The organism is Streptomyces tremellae, from assembly GCF_039540215.1.
Taxonomy (GTDB): Bacteria; Actinomycetota; Actinomycetes; order Streptomycetales; family Streptomycetaceae; genus Streptomyces; species Streptomyces tremellae.
Genome location: NZ_BAABEP010000051.1, coordinates 21,255 through 35,245, shown reverse-complemented (window position 1 = coordinate 35,245; position 13,991 = coordinate 21,255). Strand labels below are relative to the sequence as shown.

The 13,991-nt window shown below is 74.9% G+C and carries 15 protein-coding genes; 4 read left to right on the top strand and 11 right to left on the bottom strand.

Features of this window, described 5'->3' with window-relative positions; all coding sequences use genetic code 11:
- Positions 1-92: 92 nt before the first annotated feature.
- Positions 93-458, bottom strand: a complete 366-nt coding sequence (locus ABEA77_RS26385; RefSeq protein WP_345652583.1) for a MazG-like family protein — start codon at positions 456-458, stop codon at positions 93-95.
- 117 nt (positions 459-575) lie between these two features.
- Between ABEA77_RS26385 and ABEA77_RS26380 the strand changes: the two genes are divergently transcribed.
- On the top strand, positions 576-1,517 hold the full coding sequence (locus ABEA77_RS26380) for a D-2-hydroxyacid dehydrogenase family protein (RefSeq protein ID WP_345652580.1): 942 nt from the start codon (positions 576-578) through the stop codon (positions 1,515-1,517).
- 55 nt (positions 1,518-1,572) lie between these two features.
- Here the strand turns inward: ABEA77_RS26380 and ABEA77_RS26375 are convergent, their stop codons facing one another.
- The 4 genes from ABEA77_RS26375 to ABEA77_RS26360 form a co-directional block, all read right to left on the bottom strand.
- Complete coding sequence (locus ABEA77_RS26375) at positions 1,573-2,421, bottom strand: SDR family oxidoreductase (RefSeq protein ID WP_345652578.1); 849 nt, start codon at positions 2,419-2,421, stop codon at positions 1,573-1,575.
- Positions 2,422-2,529: 108 nt separating this feature from the next.
- Complete coding sequence (locus ABEA77_RS26370) at positions 2,530-3,171, bottom strand: FMN-binding negative transcriptional regulator (protein WP_345652575.1); 642 nt, start codon at positions 3,169-3,171, stop codon at positions 2,530-2,532.
- A gap of 114 nt (positions 3,172-3,285) precedes the next feature.
- Positions 3,286-4,788 carry an amidohydrolase gene (locus ABEA77_RS26365; RefSeq protein WP_345652573.1) on the bottom strand — a complete coding sequence of 501 codons (1,503 nt, stop codon included), beginning with the start codon at positions 4,786-4,788 and terminating at the stop codon, positions 3,286-3,288.
- A 232-nt stretch (positions 4,789-5,020) separates the two neighbouring features.
- Positions 5,021-6,007: a Gfo/Idh/MocA family protein gene (locus ABEA77_RS26360; RefSeq protein ID WP_345652571.1), complete on the bottom strand. Its 987-nt coding sequence runs from the start codon at positions 6,005-6,007 to the stop codon at positions 5,021-5,023.
- Between the two features lie 80 nt (positions 6,008-6,087).
- Between ABEA77_RS26360 and ABEA77_RS26355 the strand changes: the two genes are divergently transcribed.
- A complete protein-coding gene (locus ABEA77_RS26355; protein ID WP_345652569.1) occupies positions 6,088-7,542 on the top strand; it encodes a multidrug effflux MFS transporter in 1,455 nt (484 codons plus the stop codon).
- A 26-nt stretch (positions 7,543-7,568) separates the two neighbouring features.
- Here ABEA77_RS26355 and ABEA77_RS26350 read toward each other — a convergent pair whose 3' ends face one another.
- From ABEA77_RS26350 to ABEA77_RS26340, 3 genes are all read right to left on the bottom strand, one after another.
- Positions 7,569-8,282 (bottom strand): MBL fold metallo-hydrolase, encoded by a 714-nt coding sequence (locus ABEA77_RS26350; protein ID WP_345652567.1) that lies wholly within the window; start codon positions 8,280-8,282, stop codon positions 7,569-7,571.
- 90 nt (positions 8,283-8,372) lie between these two features.
- Positions 8,373-8,786 carry a type II toxin-antitoxin system VapC family toxin gene (locus ABEA77_RS26345; protein WP_345652565.1) on the bottom strand — a complete coding sequence of 138 codons (414 nt, stop codon included), beginning with the start codon at positions 8,784-8,786 and terminating at the stop codon, positions 8,373-8,375.
- Positions 8,783-9,046 carry a CopG family transcriptional regulator gene (locus ABEA77_RS26340; protein ID WP_345652563.1) on the bottom strand — a complete coding sequence of 88 codons (264 nt, stop codon included), beginning with the start codon at positions 9,044-9,046 and terminating at the stop codon, positions 8,783-8,785. The genes ABEA77_RS26345 and ABEA77_RS26340 overlap by 4 nt, the downstream gene beginning before the upstream one ends.
- Before the next feature lie 109 nt (positions 9,047-9,155).
- Between ABEA77_RS26340 and ABEA77_RS26335 the strand changes: the two genes are divergently transcribed.
- Complete coding sequence (locus ABEA77_RS26335) at positions 9,156-9,971, top strand: site-2 protease family protein (RefSeq protein ID WP_345652560.1); 816 nt, start codon at positions 9,156-9,158, stop codon at positions 9,969-9,971.
- Positions 9,972-10,035: 64 nt separating this feature from the next.
- Here the strand turns inward: ABEA77_RS26335 and ABEA77_RS26330 are convergent, their stop codons facing one another.
- From ABEA77_RS26330 to npdG, 3 genes are all read right to left on the bottom strand, one after another.
- Positions 10,036-11,889, bottom strand: coding sequence for a coagulation factor 5/8 type domain-containing protein (locus tag ABEA77_RS26330; protein ID WP_345652557.1), 1,854 nt, complete (start codon positions 11,887-11,889; stop codon positions 10,036-10,038).
- Between the two features lie 267 nt (positions 11,890-12,156).
- Complete coding sequence (locus tag ABEA77_RS26325) at positions 12,157-12,342, bottom strand: hypothetical protein (RefSeq protein ID WP_345652554.1); 186 nt, start codon at positions 12,340-12,342, stop codon at positions 12,157-12,159.
- A gap of 161 nt (positions 12,343-12,503) precedes the next feature.
- Positions 12,504-13,220 (bottom strand): NADPH-dependent F420 reductase, encoded by a 717-nt coding sequence (npdG, locus tag ABEA77_RS26320; RefSeq protein ID WP_345652550.1) that lies wholly within the window; start codon positions 13,218-13,220, stop codon positions 12,504-12,506.
- 79 nt (positions 13,221-13,299) lie between these two features.
- On the opposite strand from npdG, the gene ABEA77_RS26315 reads away from it, so the two are divergent.
- Entirely contained in the window at positions 13,300-13,980 is a 681-nt protein-coding gene (locus ABEA77_RS26315) for a hypothetical protein (protein ID WP_345652547.1), read from the top strand.
- Positions 13,981-13,991 lie beyond the last annotated feature (11 nt).

The window sequence follows — 13,991 nt, the reverse complement described above, 5'->3', positions numbered from 1 at the left end:
GATCCCGCGGCAGGGGCGGCGGCCGAGGTGCGGCCGGGGCCGCGTCGCGGTCGGGCGCGGGGGCGCGCGTCACCCGGCCGGGGCCCGGCGCCTCAGGCGCGGGCGCGCTCGTCCACCCGGCGCAGATGGCCGGCGAAGACCCGTGCCGCGTCCGGGGTGAGGGTGCGCAGCGCGACCATCGCGGTCACGATCACGTCGCACAGCTCGGCCTCCACGTCCGCCCAGCTGTGCGTGACGCCCTTGCGCGGGTTCTGGCCCGTCGCGCCGATCACCGCGGCGGCGACCTCGCCGCTCTCCTCCGTCAGCTTCAGCAGCCGCAGCAGCCGCTCCTGCTCGGCGGGGAGCACCGCGCGCTCCTCCAGCCAGCCGTGCAGCCGCTCCACGGCCGCCCAGTACGTGTCGCCGCCCGCGCCCTCCGGGTCGTGCGCCGTACGTTCCTTCTCCCCGCCGGTGCCCATGCCCGCAGTGTGCCAGGCGGGGCCGCGGTGCGGCCCGCGCGCGGTGCGGGACGCCGCGACGGCGCGTACCGGCCCCTCGCCGTGGTGCCGCCGCGGCCTGCGGGTACGTTCTCGACCATGAGGATCGCAATTCTGGACGACTACCAGCACGTCGCGCTCGGCTTCGCCGACTGGGCCTCCCTCGACGCCGAGATCACCGCCTTCCACGAGCCGTTCGCCGACGAGGACGCCGTCGTCAAGGGGCTCGCCGGGTACGACGTGGCCGTCGCGATGCGCGAGCGCACGCCGTTCCCCGCGCACGTCCTGCGCCGCCTGACCGATCTGCGGCTGCTCGTCACCACCGGGCCCGGCAACCGCTCCATCGACATCGAGGCCGCGCGCGAACTCGGCGTCACCGTCGCGCACACCGGCTACATGTCGGCGCCGACCGCCGAACTGACCTGGGCGCTGATCCTGTCCGCCGTGCGCAACATCCCCGCGGAGAACCGGTCCGTGCGCGCCGGCGGCTGGCAGACCGGCGTCGGCGGTGACCTGTACGGCCGCACCCTCGGCCTCCTCGGGCTCGGCCGCCTCGGCTCGCGCGTCGCGGAGATCGGCAGGGCCTTCGGCATGGAGACCATCGCCTGGAGCCAGAACCTCACCGCGGAGCGCGCCGCGGAGCAGGGCGTGACGGCCGTCGCCAAGGACGAACTCTTCGCCCGCGCCGACGTGCTGTCCGTGCACCTCGTCCTCAGCGAGCGCACCAAGGGCCTGGTCGGCGCCGCCGAACTCGCCGCGATGAAGCCGACCGCGCTGCTCGTCAACACCTCGCGCGGCCCGATCGTCGACGAGTTCGCGCTGCTGACGGCGTTGCGCGAGCACCGGATCGGCGGCGCCGCGCTCGACGTCTTCGACCGGGAGCCGCTGCCCGCGCACCACCCGCTGCGGCGCCTTGACAACGCCCTGCTCACGCCGCACGTCGGCTATGTCACCCGGGACACGTACGAGGTCTTCTACCGCGACGCGGTCGAGGACATCGCGGCGTGGGCCGCGGGCTCCCCGGTCCGCGTCCTGACCTGAGGGCGGGGCCCTGCGGGGCGCGGCGGTCCCGACGGCCCGCGCCCGCCGGGGCGCGTCAGCCGCGCCCGATGTACGGCATCGCGGTGGCGAGGACCGTGGCGAACTGCACATTGGCGTCGAGCGGCAGCTCGGCCATGTGCCGCACGGTGCGCGCCACGTCGGCCACGTCCATCACGGGCTCGGCAGCCAGCCGGCCGTCCGCCTGCGGCACCCCGCGCGCCATCCGGTCCGTCATCTCGGTCGCGGCGTTGCCGATGTCGATCTGCCCGCAGGCGATCCGGTACGGCCTGCCGTCCAGGGACAGCGACTTGGTGAGTCCGGTCAGCCCGTGCTTGGTCGCGGTGTACGGAGCCGAGTCGGGGCGCGGCGCGTGCGCGGAGACCGAGCCGTTGTTGATGATCCGCCCGCCCCGCGGGTCCTGCGCCTTCATCCGGCGGAACGCGGCCTGCGCGCACAGGAACGCGCCCGTGAGGTTCGTCCCCACGACCTTCTGCCAGGCGGACAGCGGCAGTTCGTCGAACGGGATGCCGCCGGGCCCGAAGGTGCCCGCGTTGTTGAACAGCAGGTCGAGCCGGGGCGCGAACGCGTCGGCCGCGCGGAACAGTCCGGCCACCGAGTCCGCGTCCGCCACGTCGGCCCGTACGCACACCGCACGGCCGCCGGGCAGCGCCGCCCGTGTCTCCTCCAGTGCCTCCTGCCGCCGCCCCGCGAGCACCAGATCCCAGCCGCCGGCGGCGAGTTCGAGGGCTACGGCCCGCCCGATGCCGGACCCGGCGCCGGTGACCACCGCCACCGGTGCGGGCGGTCGCACCGGCTCGGCGGCACCGGCGGAACCGGAGGGGGCGGCAGGCGGGGCGGGCGTACGGGACGGGTCGGGCGGCGGGGGGACCGAGGACTCACTCATACGCGCAGAGGCTATCCCCCGCGCCCGCGCCGGAGCGCTCGGCGCCCCGCGCCACGGCGCCGCCGGGTGCCGCGGCCGGCGCCGCGCCCGCTCAGGGGCCCGCGTCTCTCATCGGCGGACGCGCCGCATCCGCGCGGCGAGTTCCGGGTTCGCGTACGGCCCGCCCCCGTCGAGCGCGGCGAGGATGCGCCCGATGACGGGCTCCGGCTTGTCCTGGCTCATCTTCTCCTTGGTGACCGCCCGGGTCACCCGCACGCGGAAGCCGACCGTGCCGTGCACGATGCGCTCCGCGTAGGCGGCGTTCTCCGAAGTGCCGCGCAGGAGGAACGGGTTGGGCAGGGGCGCCTCGAAGTGCGCGACGAGCCGGTCGAGTACGGCGAGGTTCTCCTCGTCGGGGAGGATCTCCGGCACGCCGTACAGGTGGGCGGCGGCGAAGTTCCAGGTCGGCACGGCGGTGGGCAGCCCGTACCAGCTCGGCGAGATGTAGCCGCCGGGGCCCTGGACGACCACGCACAGCTCCTGCGAGCCGAGCCGGTGCGCCTCCTCGTCCGGGCGGCCGACATGGCTCACCAGCACGAGTCCGCCCTGGGCCTCGGCGTCCGCGGTGTCCTCGACGAGGAAGGGGTAGTGCGAGACGACGGGCCCGCGGCCCCCTGCGCCGTTGGACACCATGGTCGCCCACGGGTGCTCGCGCACCAGGTCGGCGGCCCAGCCGAGGTCGCCTCCGGCATAGCCGGGGTCCTCACGCATGCGCATCGACCGGGCCGCGGCCGGTGGTTGGCCGGGTTCCGGCCCCGGTGGGCGTGGTGGGGGTGCGCATCGGTCCTCCGTACATGGGTGAGGGCGGGGTGCCAGGGGCGGCTGCTACAGGTTCTTCCAGGTGGGCCGACCGCCCAGCAGGGTGGCGGCGACCGGCAGGGTGCGCAGGGCGTCGGCGTCCACTTGGAGCGGGTCCTCGTCGAGGACGACGAGGTCGGCCGCGTCACCCGCCCTGACCTCCGTGCGGCCGCGGGCGCAGGCGGCCAGGGCCGCCTCCCGCGTGATCCGCTCGTCCGGGTGCCAGGGCCGCCGCCCGTCGCGGCTGCGCGACACGGCGGCGCCGATCGCCACCCACGGGTCCAGCGGCGCGACGGGCGCGTCCGAACCGAGCGCGAGGACGGCCCCGGCGTCCAGCAGCGAGCGGAACGCGAACGCCCGGTCGGTCCGGCCCGCCCAGTGCGTGTCGGCGACGTCGCGGTCGTCCATGGCGTGCTCGGGCTGGACGCTCGCGGTCAGGCCCAGTCGGCCGAAGCGCGCGAAGTCGGCGGCGGAGACGAGCTGGGCGTGCTCGACGGTCCCCGGGACGCCCAGCCGCTCGAAGACGTCGATCACCTGGGTGTTGGCGCGGTCGCCGATGGCGTGCACGGCCGGGGCGATACCGGCCGCGTACGCGCGGGCGACCAGCTCCTCGACGTGCTCCGGCGCGACGGACTGCACCCCGCACGGGTGCGGGTGGCCTGCGGGCAGTCCCGGATAGGGGTCCCAGCACAGCGCCGTGCGGGTGTTCAGGGAGCCGTCGACGATGATCTTGAGGCGTCCCATCGTGACCAGGCCGCCCGGGTCGAGGACGTCACCGGTGCGCAGGCCGCGCCCGATCGCCTCGTCGAGCCGGCCGGGCCACACCGCCGCCTCCACGCGCAGCGCGGTCACGCCGGCGGCGACCCGCCGCGGCCAGTGGCGCAGGAGGTCGGCGTTCTCGAAGTCCACGATCCCGACGACACCCCGCGCGGCGGCGGCTTCCGCGGCCGCCCGGTGGTCGTCGGCCCCTGGCCGTTCGTCGCGGTCGAGGACGTCGAGCAGGGCCATCCACTCGGCCTCACGCAGCAGGCCGTCGTCGGGCGCGCGGACGCCGAAGCGGCGCGCGGCGGCGGAGTTGATCCAGCCGCAGTGCAGGTCGCCGGAGACGAGCGCCAGGGGGCGCTCGTCCGACACCGCGTCGAGGGCGGCCAGGCTCGGGGCGTCCGGCCACAGCGCGTCGCGGAAGCCGTATCCGACCAGCAGGCCGGAGCCGGAGCCGGAGCCGGAGGCGGAGGCGGTGTCGGCGGCGGCGAGGGCGTCGCGCATGACGGCCGCCGCGTGCGCGGCGCTCGTCGCGGGCGCCAGGTCGACCCGCCGACGCCTGACGGTCCACTGGTCGAAGTGCGTGTGCGCGTCCCACAGGCCGGGGCGCACGAACCGCCCGTCCAGGTCGAGAGCCGGCCCCTGCGGCAGCGCGCGTCCTGCCGGGACGACGCTCTCGATCCGGCCGTCTCGCAGCACGAGATCCCAGGATCCGGTGGTGTGCGGGATGTGCGCGCGGCGCAGGACGAGGTCGGGCACAGGGCTCATCGCAGCATCATCGCAGGTGCCGCCGGGGCCCGGCGGCCCGCCCGTACGACGCCCGCCCGCCGCAGGCCCGGCGCCGCGCGGCGCGACGGGCGCTCACGCGCGGGTCCCGGGAGGGGGCGCCGTGGGACGCCTACGCCGCGCGTACACCGCGTGCCCGCGTACACCGCGTACACCGCGTACACCGCGTACACCGCGTACACCGCGCGCCCGCGTGCCCGTGGCGGGGTGGCGCTCAGCGCGGCTCGTCCTGCGGGTAGCGGACGCCGACACGCTCCCGCACGGTGTCCAGCGTGCGCAGCACCGCGAGGGTGCCCGCCAGCGGGACCAGTGGCGACTCGGCGCGGCCCGCGGACAGGCAGGCGGCGACCTCGGCCGCCTCGTGCTGGAGGCCGTGCAGCGCGGAGTCGGCCCGTACGACCTCCGGTTCTTCCGCGGACGCGCGGTGCAGCACGAACGAGTCCGGGTCGAAGAACCCCTCGGGCAGGTCGATGCGGCCACGCGTGCCGGTCACCGTGGCGCGGGTGCCGGACACGCCGTCGAGCCCGCACGTCAGGGTCGCCACCGCGCCGGACTCCCAGCCGAGCAGCATCCCCGTGTTGACGTCCACGCCCTCGGGGGAGAGCTGGGCGTCGGCCTGGACGCGCGCCGGCTCACCGAGGATCAGCTGCGCGAACGAGACCGGGTAGACGCCGAGGTCGAGCAGCGCGCCGCCGCCGAGCGCCGGGTTGCGCATGCGGTGCCCGGGTGCGAACGGGCCCGCGACGCCGAAGTCCGCGCGCACGGACCGCACCTCACCGATCGCGCCGTCGCGCACCAGCTCGACCAGCCGCCGCACCACCGGGTTGCAGTACGTCCACATCGCCTCCATCAGGAACAGGCCGCGCTGCCGCGCCAGGTCCACCAGTTCCTGCGCCTCCCGCACGTTCAGCGTGAACGGCTTCTCGCACAGCACCGGCTTTCCCGCCACGAGCGCGGCGCCCGCCGCCTCCCGGTGCGCGGAGTGCGGCGTGGCGACATACACCACATCCACCTCGGGGTCCGCGAACATCCCCGCCCAGTCGCCGTACGCCCGCGCGACGCCGAACCGGCCGGCGAACTCCTTCGCCGACGCCTCGTTCCGCGACGCCACCGCCACGACCTGCGCGTTGTCCAGTTCCGCTACGTCCTGGGTGAACCGCGCCGCTATCCCGCCGGTCGCCACCACGCCCCACCGTGCCACCGTGTGCTCCCTTTTCCCCGTCGTACGGACCCGTCGACAGGTGCGAGCATATGAAACGACTCCACGACTGAGGAGATGTCATGCCGGTCGGCGGCCCATCCGTCACCCCAGAGCCCACGCCCCCACTCCCGGACGCCGTCCCCGCCACCGCGGCCGGTGCCGTACCGGGTGCCGTCGAGCCCCTGCCCGCGCCCGCCGCCGGCACCGCGCCCGCCGCCGAGACCGGGCCGACGGACGGCGCCTCGGCCGGGGGCGCGGCCGTCGTCCCCGCCCGGCGCGCGGGGCTGCTCCTCACGCTCGTGCTCGGCGGGCTCACCGCGCTGCCGCCGCTCTCCACCGACATGTACCTGCCGGCGCTTCCCGCCGTCACCAACTCCCTGCACGCCCCGGCCGCCACGGTGCAGATCACCCTCACCGCGTGCCTCATCGGCATGGCGCTCGGCCAGATCGTCATCGGCCCGATGAGCGACAAGTGGGGCAGACGCAGACCGCTGCTCGTCGGCATGGGCGTGTACGTGGCCGCCAGCGTCGTCTGTGCCCTCGCGCCCAACGCCGAGGTGCTCATCACGGTCCGGCTGATCCAGGGGCTCGCGGGCGCCGCGGGCGTCGTCATCTCCCGGGCCGTCGCACGCGACCTGTTCGACGGCGTCGCGATGGCCCGCTTCTTCTCCAGCCTGATGCTCGTCTCCGGCGTCGCGCCGATCGTCGCGCCCGTCTTCGGCGGCCAGATGCTCCGCTTCACCGACTGGCGGGGCATCTTCGTCGTGATCACGGTGGTCGGCGCGCTCCTCACCCTCGTCGCCTGGAAGTGGCTGCACGAGACGCTGCCGCCCGAGCGGCGGCACGGCGGCGGCGTGGGCGCCGCGCTGCGCACCATGCGCGGCCTGCTGGGCGACCGCGCCTTCAGCGGCTACCTGCTGACCGGCACGCTCGCGTTCACCGCCCTGTTCGCCTACGTGTCGGCTTCGCCGTTCGTCATGCAGGTCATCTACGGCGCCTCGCCCCAGACATACAGCCTCCTGTTCGGGATCAACGCGGTGGGCTCCGTGGGGATCGGGCAGCTCAACGGGCGCGTGCTCGTCGACCGGTTCAGCATGCACAGGATCCTCGGCTGCGGCCTCGTGCTGATCACCTCGGCCGCCACCGCCCTGCTGCTGATGACCACGGGCGCGTTCGGCCGCGTCCCCCTCTGCGCCGTGGCCGCCGGGCTGTTCTGCCTGATGATGGGCATGGGCCTGGTCAACACCAACGCCAACACCCTCGGCCTGACCCGCGCGGGCCACGCGGCGGGCTCCGCCTCCGCGCTGCTCGGCACCTCGTCGTTCCTCGTGGGCTCCCTCGCCTCGCCGCTGGTCGGCATCGCGGGCGAGCACACCGCGATCCCCATGGCGCTTGTCCAACTCGTCTGCTCGGTGGGCGCGGCCGCCTCCTTCCTCGCCCTCGTACGCCCCTGGCGCCCCGCGCCCCGCCGCACCCCGGCCGCCGGGCAGGGCCGTACAGCCGCCCCTGAGGCCGCCCGCGAACACGCGCGCTGACGCCGCCTCCCGGCCGCCGGGGGGGCTCAGCGCCCCTCGGCCCCTGGCGGCTCCCAGACCGAGCAGTCGTGCGCGAACACCACCCGTCGCGGGTCGAGGCCGGCGATCCGGTCGAGCCAGGCGGGGTAGGGCGGCAGCGGCGGCGCCACCCCGTCGAGCGCGGCCGTGCGGGCCAGGTGGGCGGACGCGAAGTCGGAGGCGAAGTCGTGGGCCTGGCCGGCGAGTACGACCGTGCCGTCGCCCTGCCGCACGACCAGCGACTGGTGCCCGGCCGTGTGTCCGGGCGTCGGGACGACCCGGAGACCGGGCCGCAGTTCGACCTCGCCCGCGACCTCCTCGTAGACCGCGCCGGGGAAGTCGACCAACTCCTCGACGGTGTGGCCGCCGCCGCGCGCGGCGGCGAGCTCGGTGCTCTGGACGAGGACGGGCGTGCCCCCGAAGAGGGGGTTACCGCCACAGTGGTCGAAGTGCAGGTGGCAGTTGACGACCAGGGAGACATCGCCGACGGCCGCCCCGGCCGCCGCAAGGGCCTCCCGCAACGGCCGCCTCCGCGGCCGGTAATGCGCCTCGGTCTCCGCGTCGGCGCGCCCGATTCCGGTGTCGAAGAGGATCAACTCCTCGCCGTAGCGCACCAGATAGGCGAGCACGGGCTCGACCCGCGGCCACTCCCCGCCGGTCTCGGCCGCGGGCCGCACAAAGTACCCGAGCCCCAGCCGCCGCACCGCCGTCTCCCGCTCCACCCCCCCATCCTGCCGCCCTTCCCCCCACCGGCCACCCCGATCCGCCGACAGCGCAACCCGCCGACCCGGGCGCTCCGCCGCCGCGTGCTGCTACACCTTGATGACCGTGACGCGTCCGCCGCACAGGGCGGTGAGGTCGCCGGGGTCCGACGTGAGGATGGTGGCGGGCCCCGGCGCGGCCAGAGCCGTGGCCCCGAGGATGGCGTCGAGGGCGTATGTGCGCCCGTGGAGGCCGGCATCGCCCAGGAGGGCGGCCGCGTGCCGGGCGATCGGTTCGGTGACGGGCTCCACGATCAGGCGGGAGAGCGTCCACTCCAGGGCGGGGCGGTTGATCCTGGGACGGACCACTTCCACGAGCGTGGCCGCCGAGGTGATGACGCGCAGGTCGTCGGCGCGGGCCAGGGCGAGCCAGCCGGTCACCGCCCGGTCGCGCCGCACGGCCCTGGCCAGGCCCTCGCCGTCGAGGACGAGCGTGCCGCCAGGAGCGGCGGCGGAGCGGGTCACGCGGCGTTCGCCCCGCCCTGTGCCTGCTCGCGGCGGGCCTGCTGCAACTGGTCGCGAAGGGCCTGGATCTCCTCTTCGGTGACGGGGCCGTGCTCTGCCTCCGCCACGTGGATGAGTTCGTTGAGGTTGTCCCGCTCGATCTGGCGGGCGACGGCGGCCGCCACATAGGCCGACAGGCCGGACGGCCCGCTGCGCGCCTTCGCGGCCTCCGCGATGTCGCGCGGCATGGTGATCGAGTACTTGCCGGTAGGGTCACTCATGCCCCCTATCCCACTCGTCGTCCCACCCGCAGCCCCGGCAGGGCGGGGGCGGGGTGGGGAACCAGTACGGTTCATGGACGTAGTGCCTGTGCCGGCCGGGGGAGACCCAATGAGCAGTGTCAGTACCGCCGCCAAGAGCGAGCGGCGGATCAGCCCCGTCTTCCTGGGGATCGCCGCCGTGCTGGTGGTCTCCGGGTGGGCGGTGTGGACGGGGTTCTCGGACAGCGCGGGTTTCGCCGTGTTCGTGTTCGTGGTGTCCGCGTGGGTGGTCTCGCTCTGCCTGCACGAGTACGCGCACGCCCGCACCGCGCTGCACAGCGGCGACATCAGCATCGGGGCCAAGGGCTATCTCACGCTCAACCCGCTCAAGTACACCCACGCCCTGCTCAGCATCGTGCTGCCCGTCGTCTTCGTGATCCTCGGCGGGATCGGCCTGCCGGGCGGCGCCGTGTACATCGAGCGCAACCGGGTGAAGGGGCGGTGGCGGCACAGCCTGATCTCCGCCGCGGGCCCCGTGACGAACGCGCTGTTCGCGCTCGTGTGCACCGCGCCGTTCTGGCTGTTCGGGCTCGGCGGGATGCCGCTCGACTTCCGGCACGCGCTCAGCTTCCTCGCGTTCCTCCAGGTCTCCGCCACGCTGCTGAACCTCGTGCCGGTGCCGGGCCTCGACGGGTACGGCGTGATCGAGCCGTGGCTCTCGCCCCGCATCCGCAGGCAGATCGCACCGTTCGCGCCGTTCGGGCTGATCGCCGTCTTCGTCGTGCTCTACCAGGGCACGGTCAACCACGCCTTCTTCGACCTGATCGACACGATCCTCGGCCACCTCGGCGTGGACCAGAACTCCACCTACTGCGGACAGAACCTCTTCCGGTTCTGGACGTCGCAGACCCCGCAGTGCGAGGTGCCCGCCTTCTTCGGCAACTGAGCCGACGGGTGCCGCGCGGGGCCGGGCCTGGGCGCACTCCCCGGCCCGGCCCCGCGGTCGCGGATCACGGGTAGCGCGTCACCTTCGCCAGCCCCACCTCCGCGTCGGAAGGACCGCCCGTCGTGTTGATGACGTGCGCGATCGTGCCCTGCCCGCCGCCCAGCGAGAACGTGATCATGCTGTGGAAGCGGACCCCGTCCCGCCGCGGCGCCGCGAAGGCACGGTCCGCGACGATCGTCGGGTCGGCGGTGAGGTTGCAGTAGCTGCCGAGCCCCCACGCCTCGTGCTCCCGCACGCCCGCCGCCACCTCGTACGCCGGGTGGCCGCGGTGCGGGCCCTCGCGCCACGCCGCCTGGTCCGGCGGGTCGTACGGCATCTCGTTCTGGAAGAAGTACGTACGTCCCCGCTCGCCCGACCAGGCGACCTGCGCCTTCTGGTGGTGCTCCACGAACAGCCCGTACACGGTGACGTCGTCCCCGGCCACCACAAGGCCCGTGTCCGAGGTGTTCTTCGTCCATCCGACGCCGGTGCCGTGGTCGGCGCGCCACAGCCACGTGTTGTCGATGATCACGTCGTGGCTGTTGACCACGATCGACTTCCGCGCCCTGCCGACGCCCGCGCCGCCGACCCGGACGAACACGTCGTGCAGCGAGGTCGGGTCCTGGGCGTGGCCGCGGCGCGCGCCCTCGGGCCCGACGCGCACGAGTGCCTCGCTCTCCTGCTCGCCCGCGTCCACCAGCAATCCGGCGATCTTCACGCCGTCCACGTCGGCGACGTCGAGCGCCGTGACGCCGCCGTCGGGGACGAGCGTCGCGAGGCCGAGGCCGAGCACGACCGTGCCCGCCCTGGTGATCCTCAGCGGCTGCGAGAGGTGGTACACGCCCGGCGTGATCAGCAGGTGCTCGCCCCGCGCGAGCGCCGAGTTGAGCTCCGCCGCGCTCGCCCCCGGCTTCGCTATGTGGAAGTCGCCGATCGGCACGTCCGTACCTGCGGCGCGCCGCCCCTCCCAGCTGGTGTTGTGGCTGTCGCGGCGCACGGCCGGCACGAACACGTGCCAGGCGCCCGCCTTGTCCACGTGCAGGAACGGCTTCTCCCGTACGACCGGGGTGCGCGCCACGTTGGTGAACGGCGGCGAGGGGAAGCTCGTCGCGGGCGCGTTGTCGGTGCCGACGAAGACGATGTTCCAGTTGAAGCCGAGCCAGTCGCCGACCACCGAGTTGCGGGTGAGCCACTGCTGCTGGGTGCCTGACGCCACCCGGCCGGTGATCAGGCTGTCCGCGATGAAGCCGCCGCTGGAGTATCCCCCGTCGTCCAGCTGGAGGTTGCCGGTCAGATAGATCCGCCGGTAGAAGGTGGCCTGGGAGACCGCCCAGCGGTCGGTGCCGCTCCTCGGCACCGGGTGGATGTTCTCCGCGCCGCGCCAGAAGTTGGTCAGCGTGCCCTTGCCGTGCGCGTCGCCGTCCACGTGCAGGGAGTCGGAGATCGTCACGTCGGCGGGCTGCGCGCCGAGCCCGGCCACGTGCGTGTAGTAGCCGATGTTGACGTCGACGTCGTAGCTGCCCGGCTTGAACAGCAGCGCGTAGCGGCCGGCGCCGAACTCGGCCTGCTTCTGCTGCGCGAAGACCGCGTCCAGCGTGGACTGGACGGTGTCCGCGTCCATCGACGGGTCGAAGACATGGACGTTCGGCCCGAGATCGGGGTCCCCGGCCGCGTGCCGGGCCGGCGGGGGAGCGGTGGCCGCGGCCGGCTTCGCGCCGTCCGCGCCCGCGGTCGCGGGGGCCGCCGCCGCGGCCGGCGCGGTCCTCGCGGTGGCGCCGGAGGCCGCGAGGGCGCCCGAGGCGAGCAGAAAGCCGCGTCTGCGCAGGCTGGAGTGGTCCGTTGTGTCCGGTGTGGGGGTTCCGGGGAGTTCACGGGGCACGAGCTGCCGTCCCTTTCGACAACGCCGGACGGCGCACGGGCGCAGCCGAACGGCCGTACGGGCACGCGGCGTCCGACCTACACGTGGACTGCGCCGACCCGACGGGCCGACCCTTGTTTCACGACGTGATTGAACGCGTGGGAGAAGGGGGCGTCAAGGGCGCTGAGCCGACGTCGCGCCGGGTGGGACGGCCGGGGCCGTGCCGGCGGACGGCCGGGCGCCCCGGGCGGTCGGCTGCTGCGGCGGACGGGCGGGGTGCCCCGGCGGTCAGCGCTGTTGCGACGGAGCGGGCGCGGTCCGCGCGCGCCGCAGGTAGTACCACGCCATGTTGGACGACAGGCCCGCGAGCAGGATCCAGACGACGCCGAGCCAGCTGCCCTGGACGAACGAGAGCACGGCCGCGGCGACGGCGAGTGCGCAGACGACGAGGGCGTAGAGGGCGAGGCGGGGCATGGGGTGCTGCTCCTGTCGGACGGGCGGACGGGCGGACGGGCGGACGGGCGGATGGGCGGATGGGCGGATGGGGGAGACCGTTGCCCTCCCAGTCTCCCCCATCCTCCCGTCCGCCCGGCGGCAGGGCCGGAAGGCGGGCTCGGACGTCCGTCGGGGCGGGCTCAGACGTCCGTGACCCGCAGGCCCGCGTGCGCCTTGTACCGGCGGTTGACGGAGATCAGGTTCGCGACCAGCGACTCCACCTGGTGGGCGTTGCGCAGCCGCCCCGCGTAGACGCCGCGCATGCCCGTGACGCGGCCGGCGAGCGCCTGGACGACATCCGTGTCGGCGCGTGACTCGCCGAGCACCATGACGTCCGTGTCGATCGACTCGACCGCGGGGTCCTGGAGCAGCACGGCGGAGAGGTGGTGGAAGGCGGCCGTGACCCGGGAGTCCGGCAGCAGCGCCGCGGCCTGCTCGGCCGCGCTGCCCTCCTCGGGTGTGATCGCGTACGCGCCCTTCTTGTCGAAGCCGAGCGGGTTGACGCAGTCCACGACGATCTTGCCCGCGAGGTCGTCCGCGAGCGACCGGAGCGTCTTCGCGTGGCCTTCCCACGGCACGGCCAGGATCACCACGTCGCTGCGGCGGGCGCAGTCCGCGTTGGCCGCGCCCGCCACGCCGTGCCCGAGCTCCGCAGCGGCGGCCTCCGCGCGCTCCGCGGCGCGCGAGCCGACGATCACCTTCTGTCCTGCGCGCGCCAGCCGGTACGCGAGGCCGCGGCCCTGGTCGCCGGTGCCGCCGAGCACGCCGACGACGAGGCCCGACACGTCGGGCAGGTCCCAGGGGTCCCTGGCGGGCGGCTTGGCGGCGTCCGGGCTCTGTGAAGAAGAGGAAGTCATGGCCCCCAGCCTTCCCTTTCGGGTGAGGTCTTGGCCACTCGGGGCCGCCGGGCGCGGCGTTCGGGCAGGATGCGGGCCCATGGATGCCCAACGCGTAGCCCTGTTGCGCGAGGTACTCGCGGGTACCCGCTGGCCCTCGGAGGCCCGCGGCTTCGCGGGCGCCCTGCGCTCCCGTGTCGTGCCGCAGGGCGGCGGCCTGCTGCTCGTCGGGACCCGGGCGTACGAGCCCTGGCACCTGGCAGCGCACCTGGTGGACGAGGCGGCCTGGTCGGGTAGACCCGAGCTGACCCCCACCCTCGTACGGCACCGGGTGCCCGCGGACGCGCCCGCCCACCTGACGGTGGGCCTCGGCAGGCTGGCGGCGGCCGGGCGCGGCGAGACGCTGCTCGTGGTGGCGCCCGGCCCGGCCGACCAGGGCCTGCTCGAACGGGTGCACGGGGCCAGGCGCGCCGGGGCCACGGTCTTCTCGCTGGACGGCGGCGACCCGGAGATGCACGCGCTGGCGCACGAGGCGCTGACCGTGGCGGGCGCCGTCCCGCCGCCCGGGGAGGCGGAGCCCGAGGCGGCGCGGGACCCTGGGCGCGTCCCGGCGCCCCGTGCCACCCCCGAGCCCGATGTGGACTTCGACACAGTGCAGCACCTGGTGAGCGCGGCGGCCGGCGAGGCCGAGCTGCCCGCCGTGCGCGGCAGGTACCGCCTCAGGGACCGGCTCGCGCTCCTCGCCGACCGGCTCACGGCCCCGCCGCCCGCCCGCTGGTGAGGCCGGGCGGA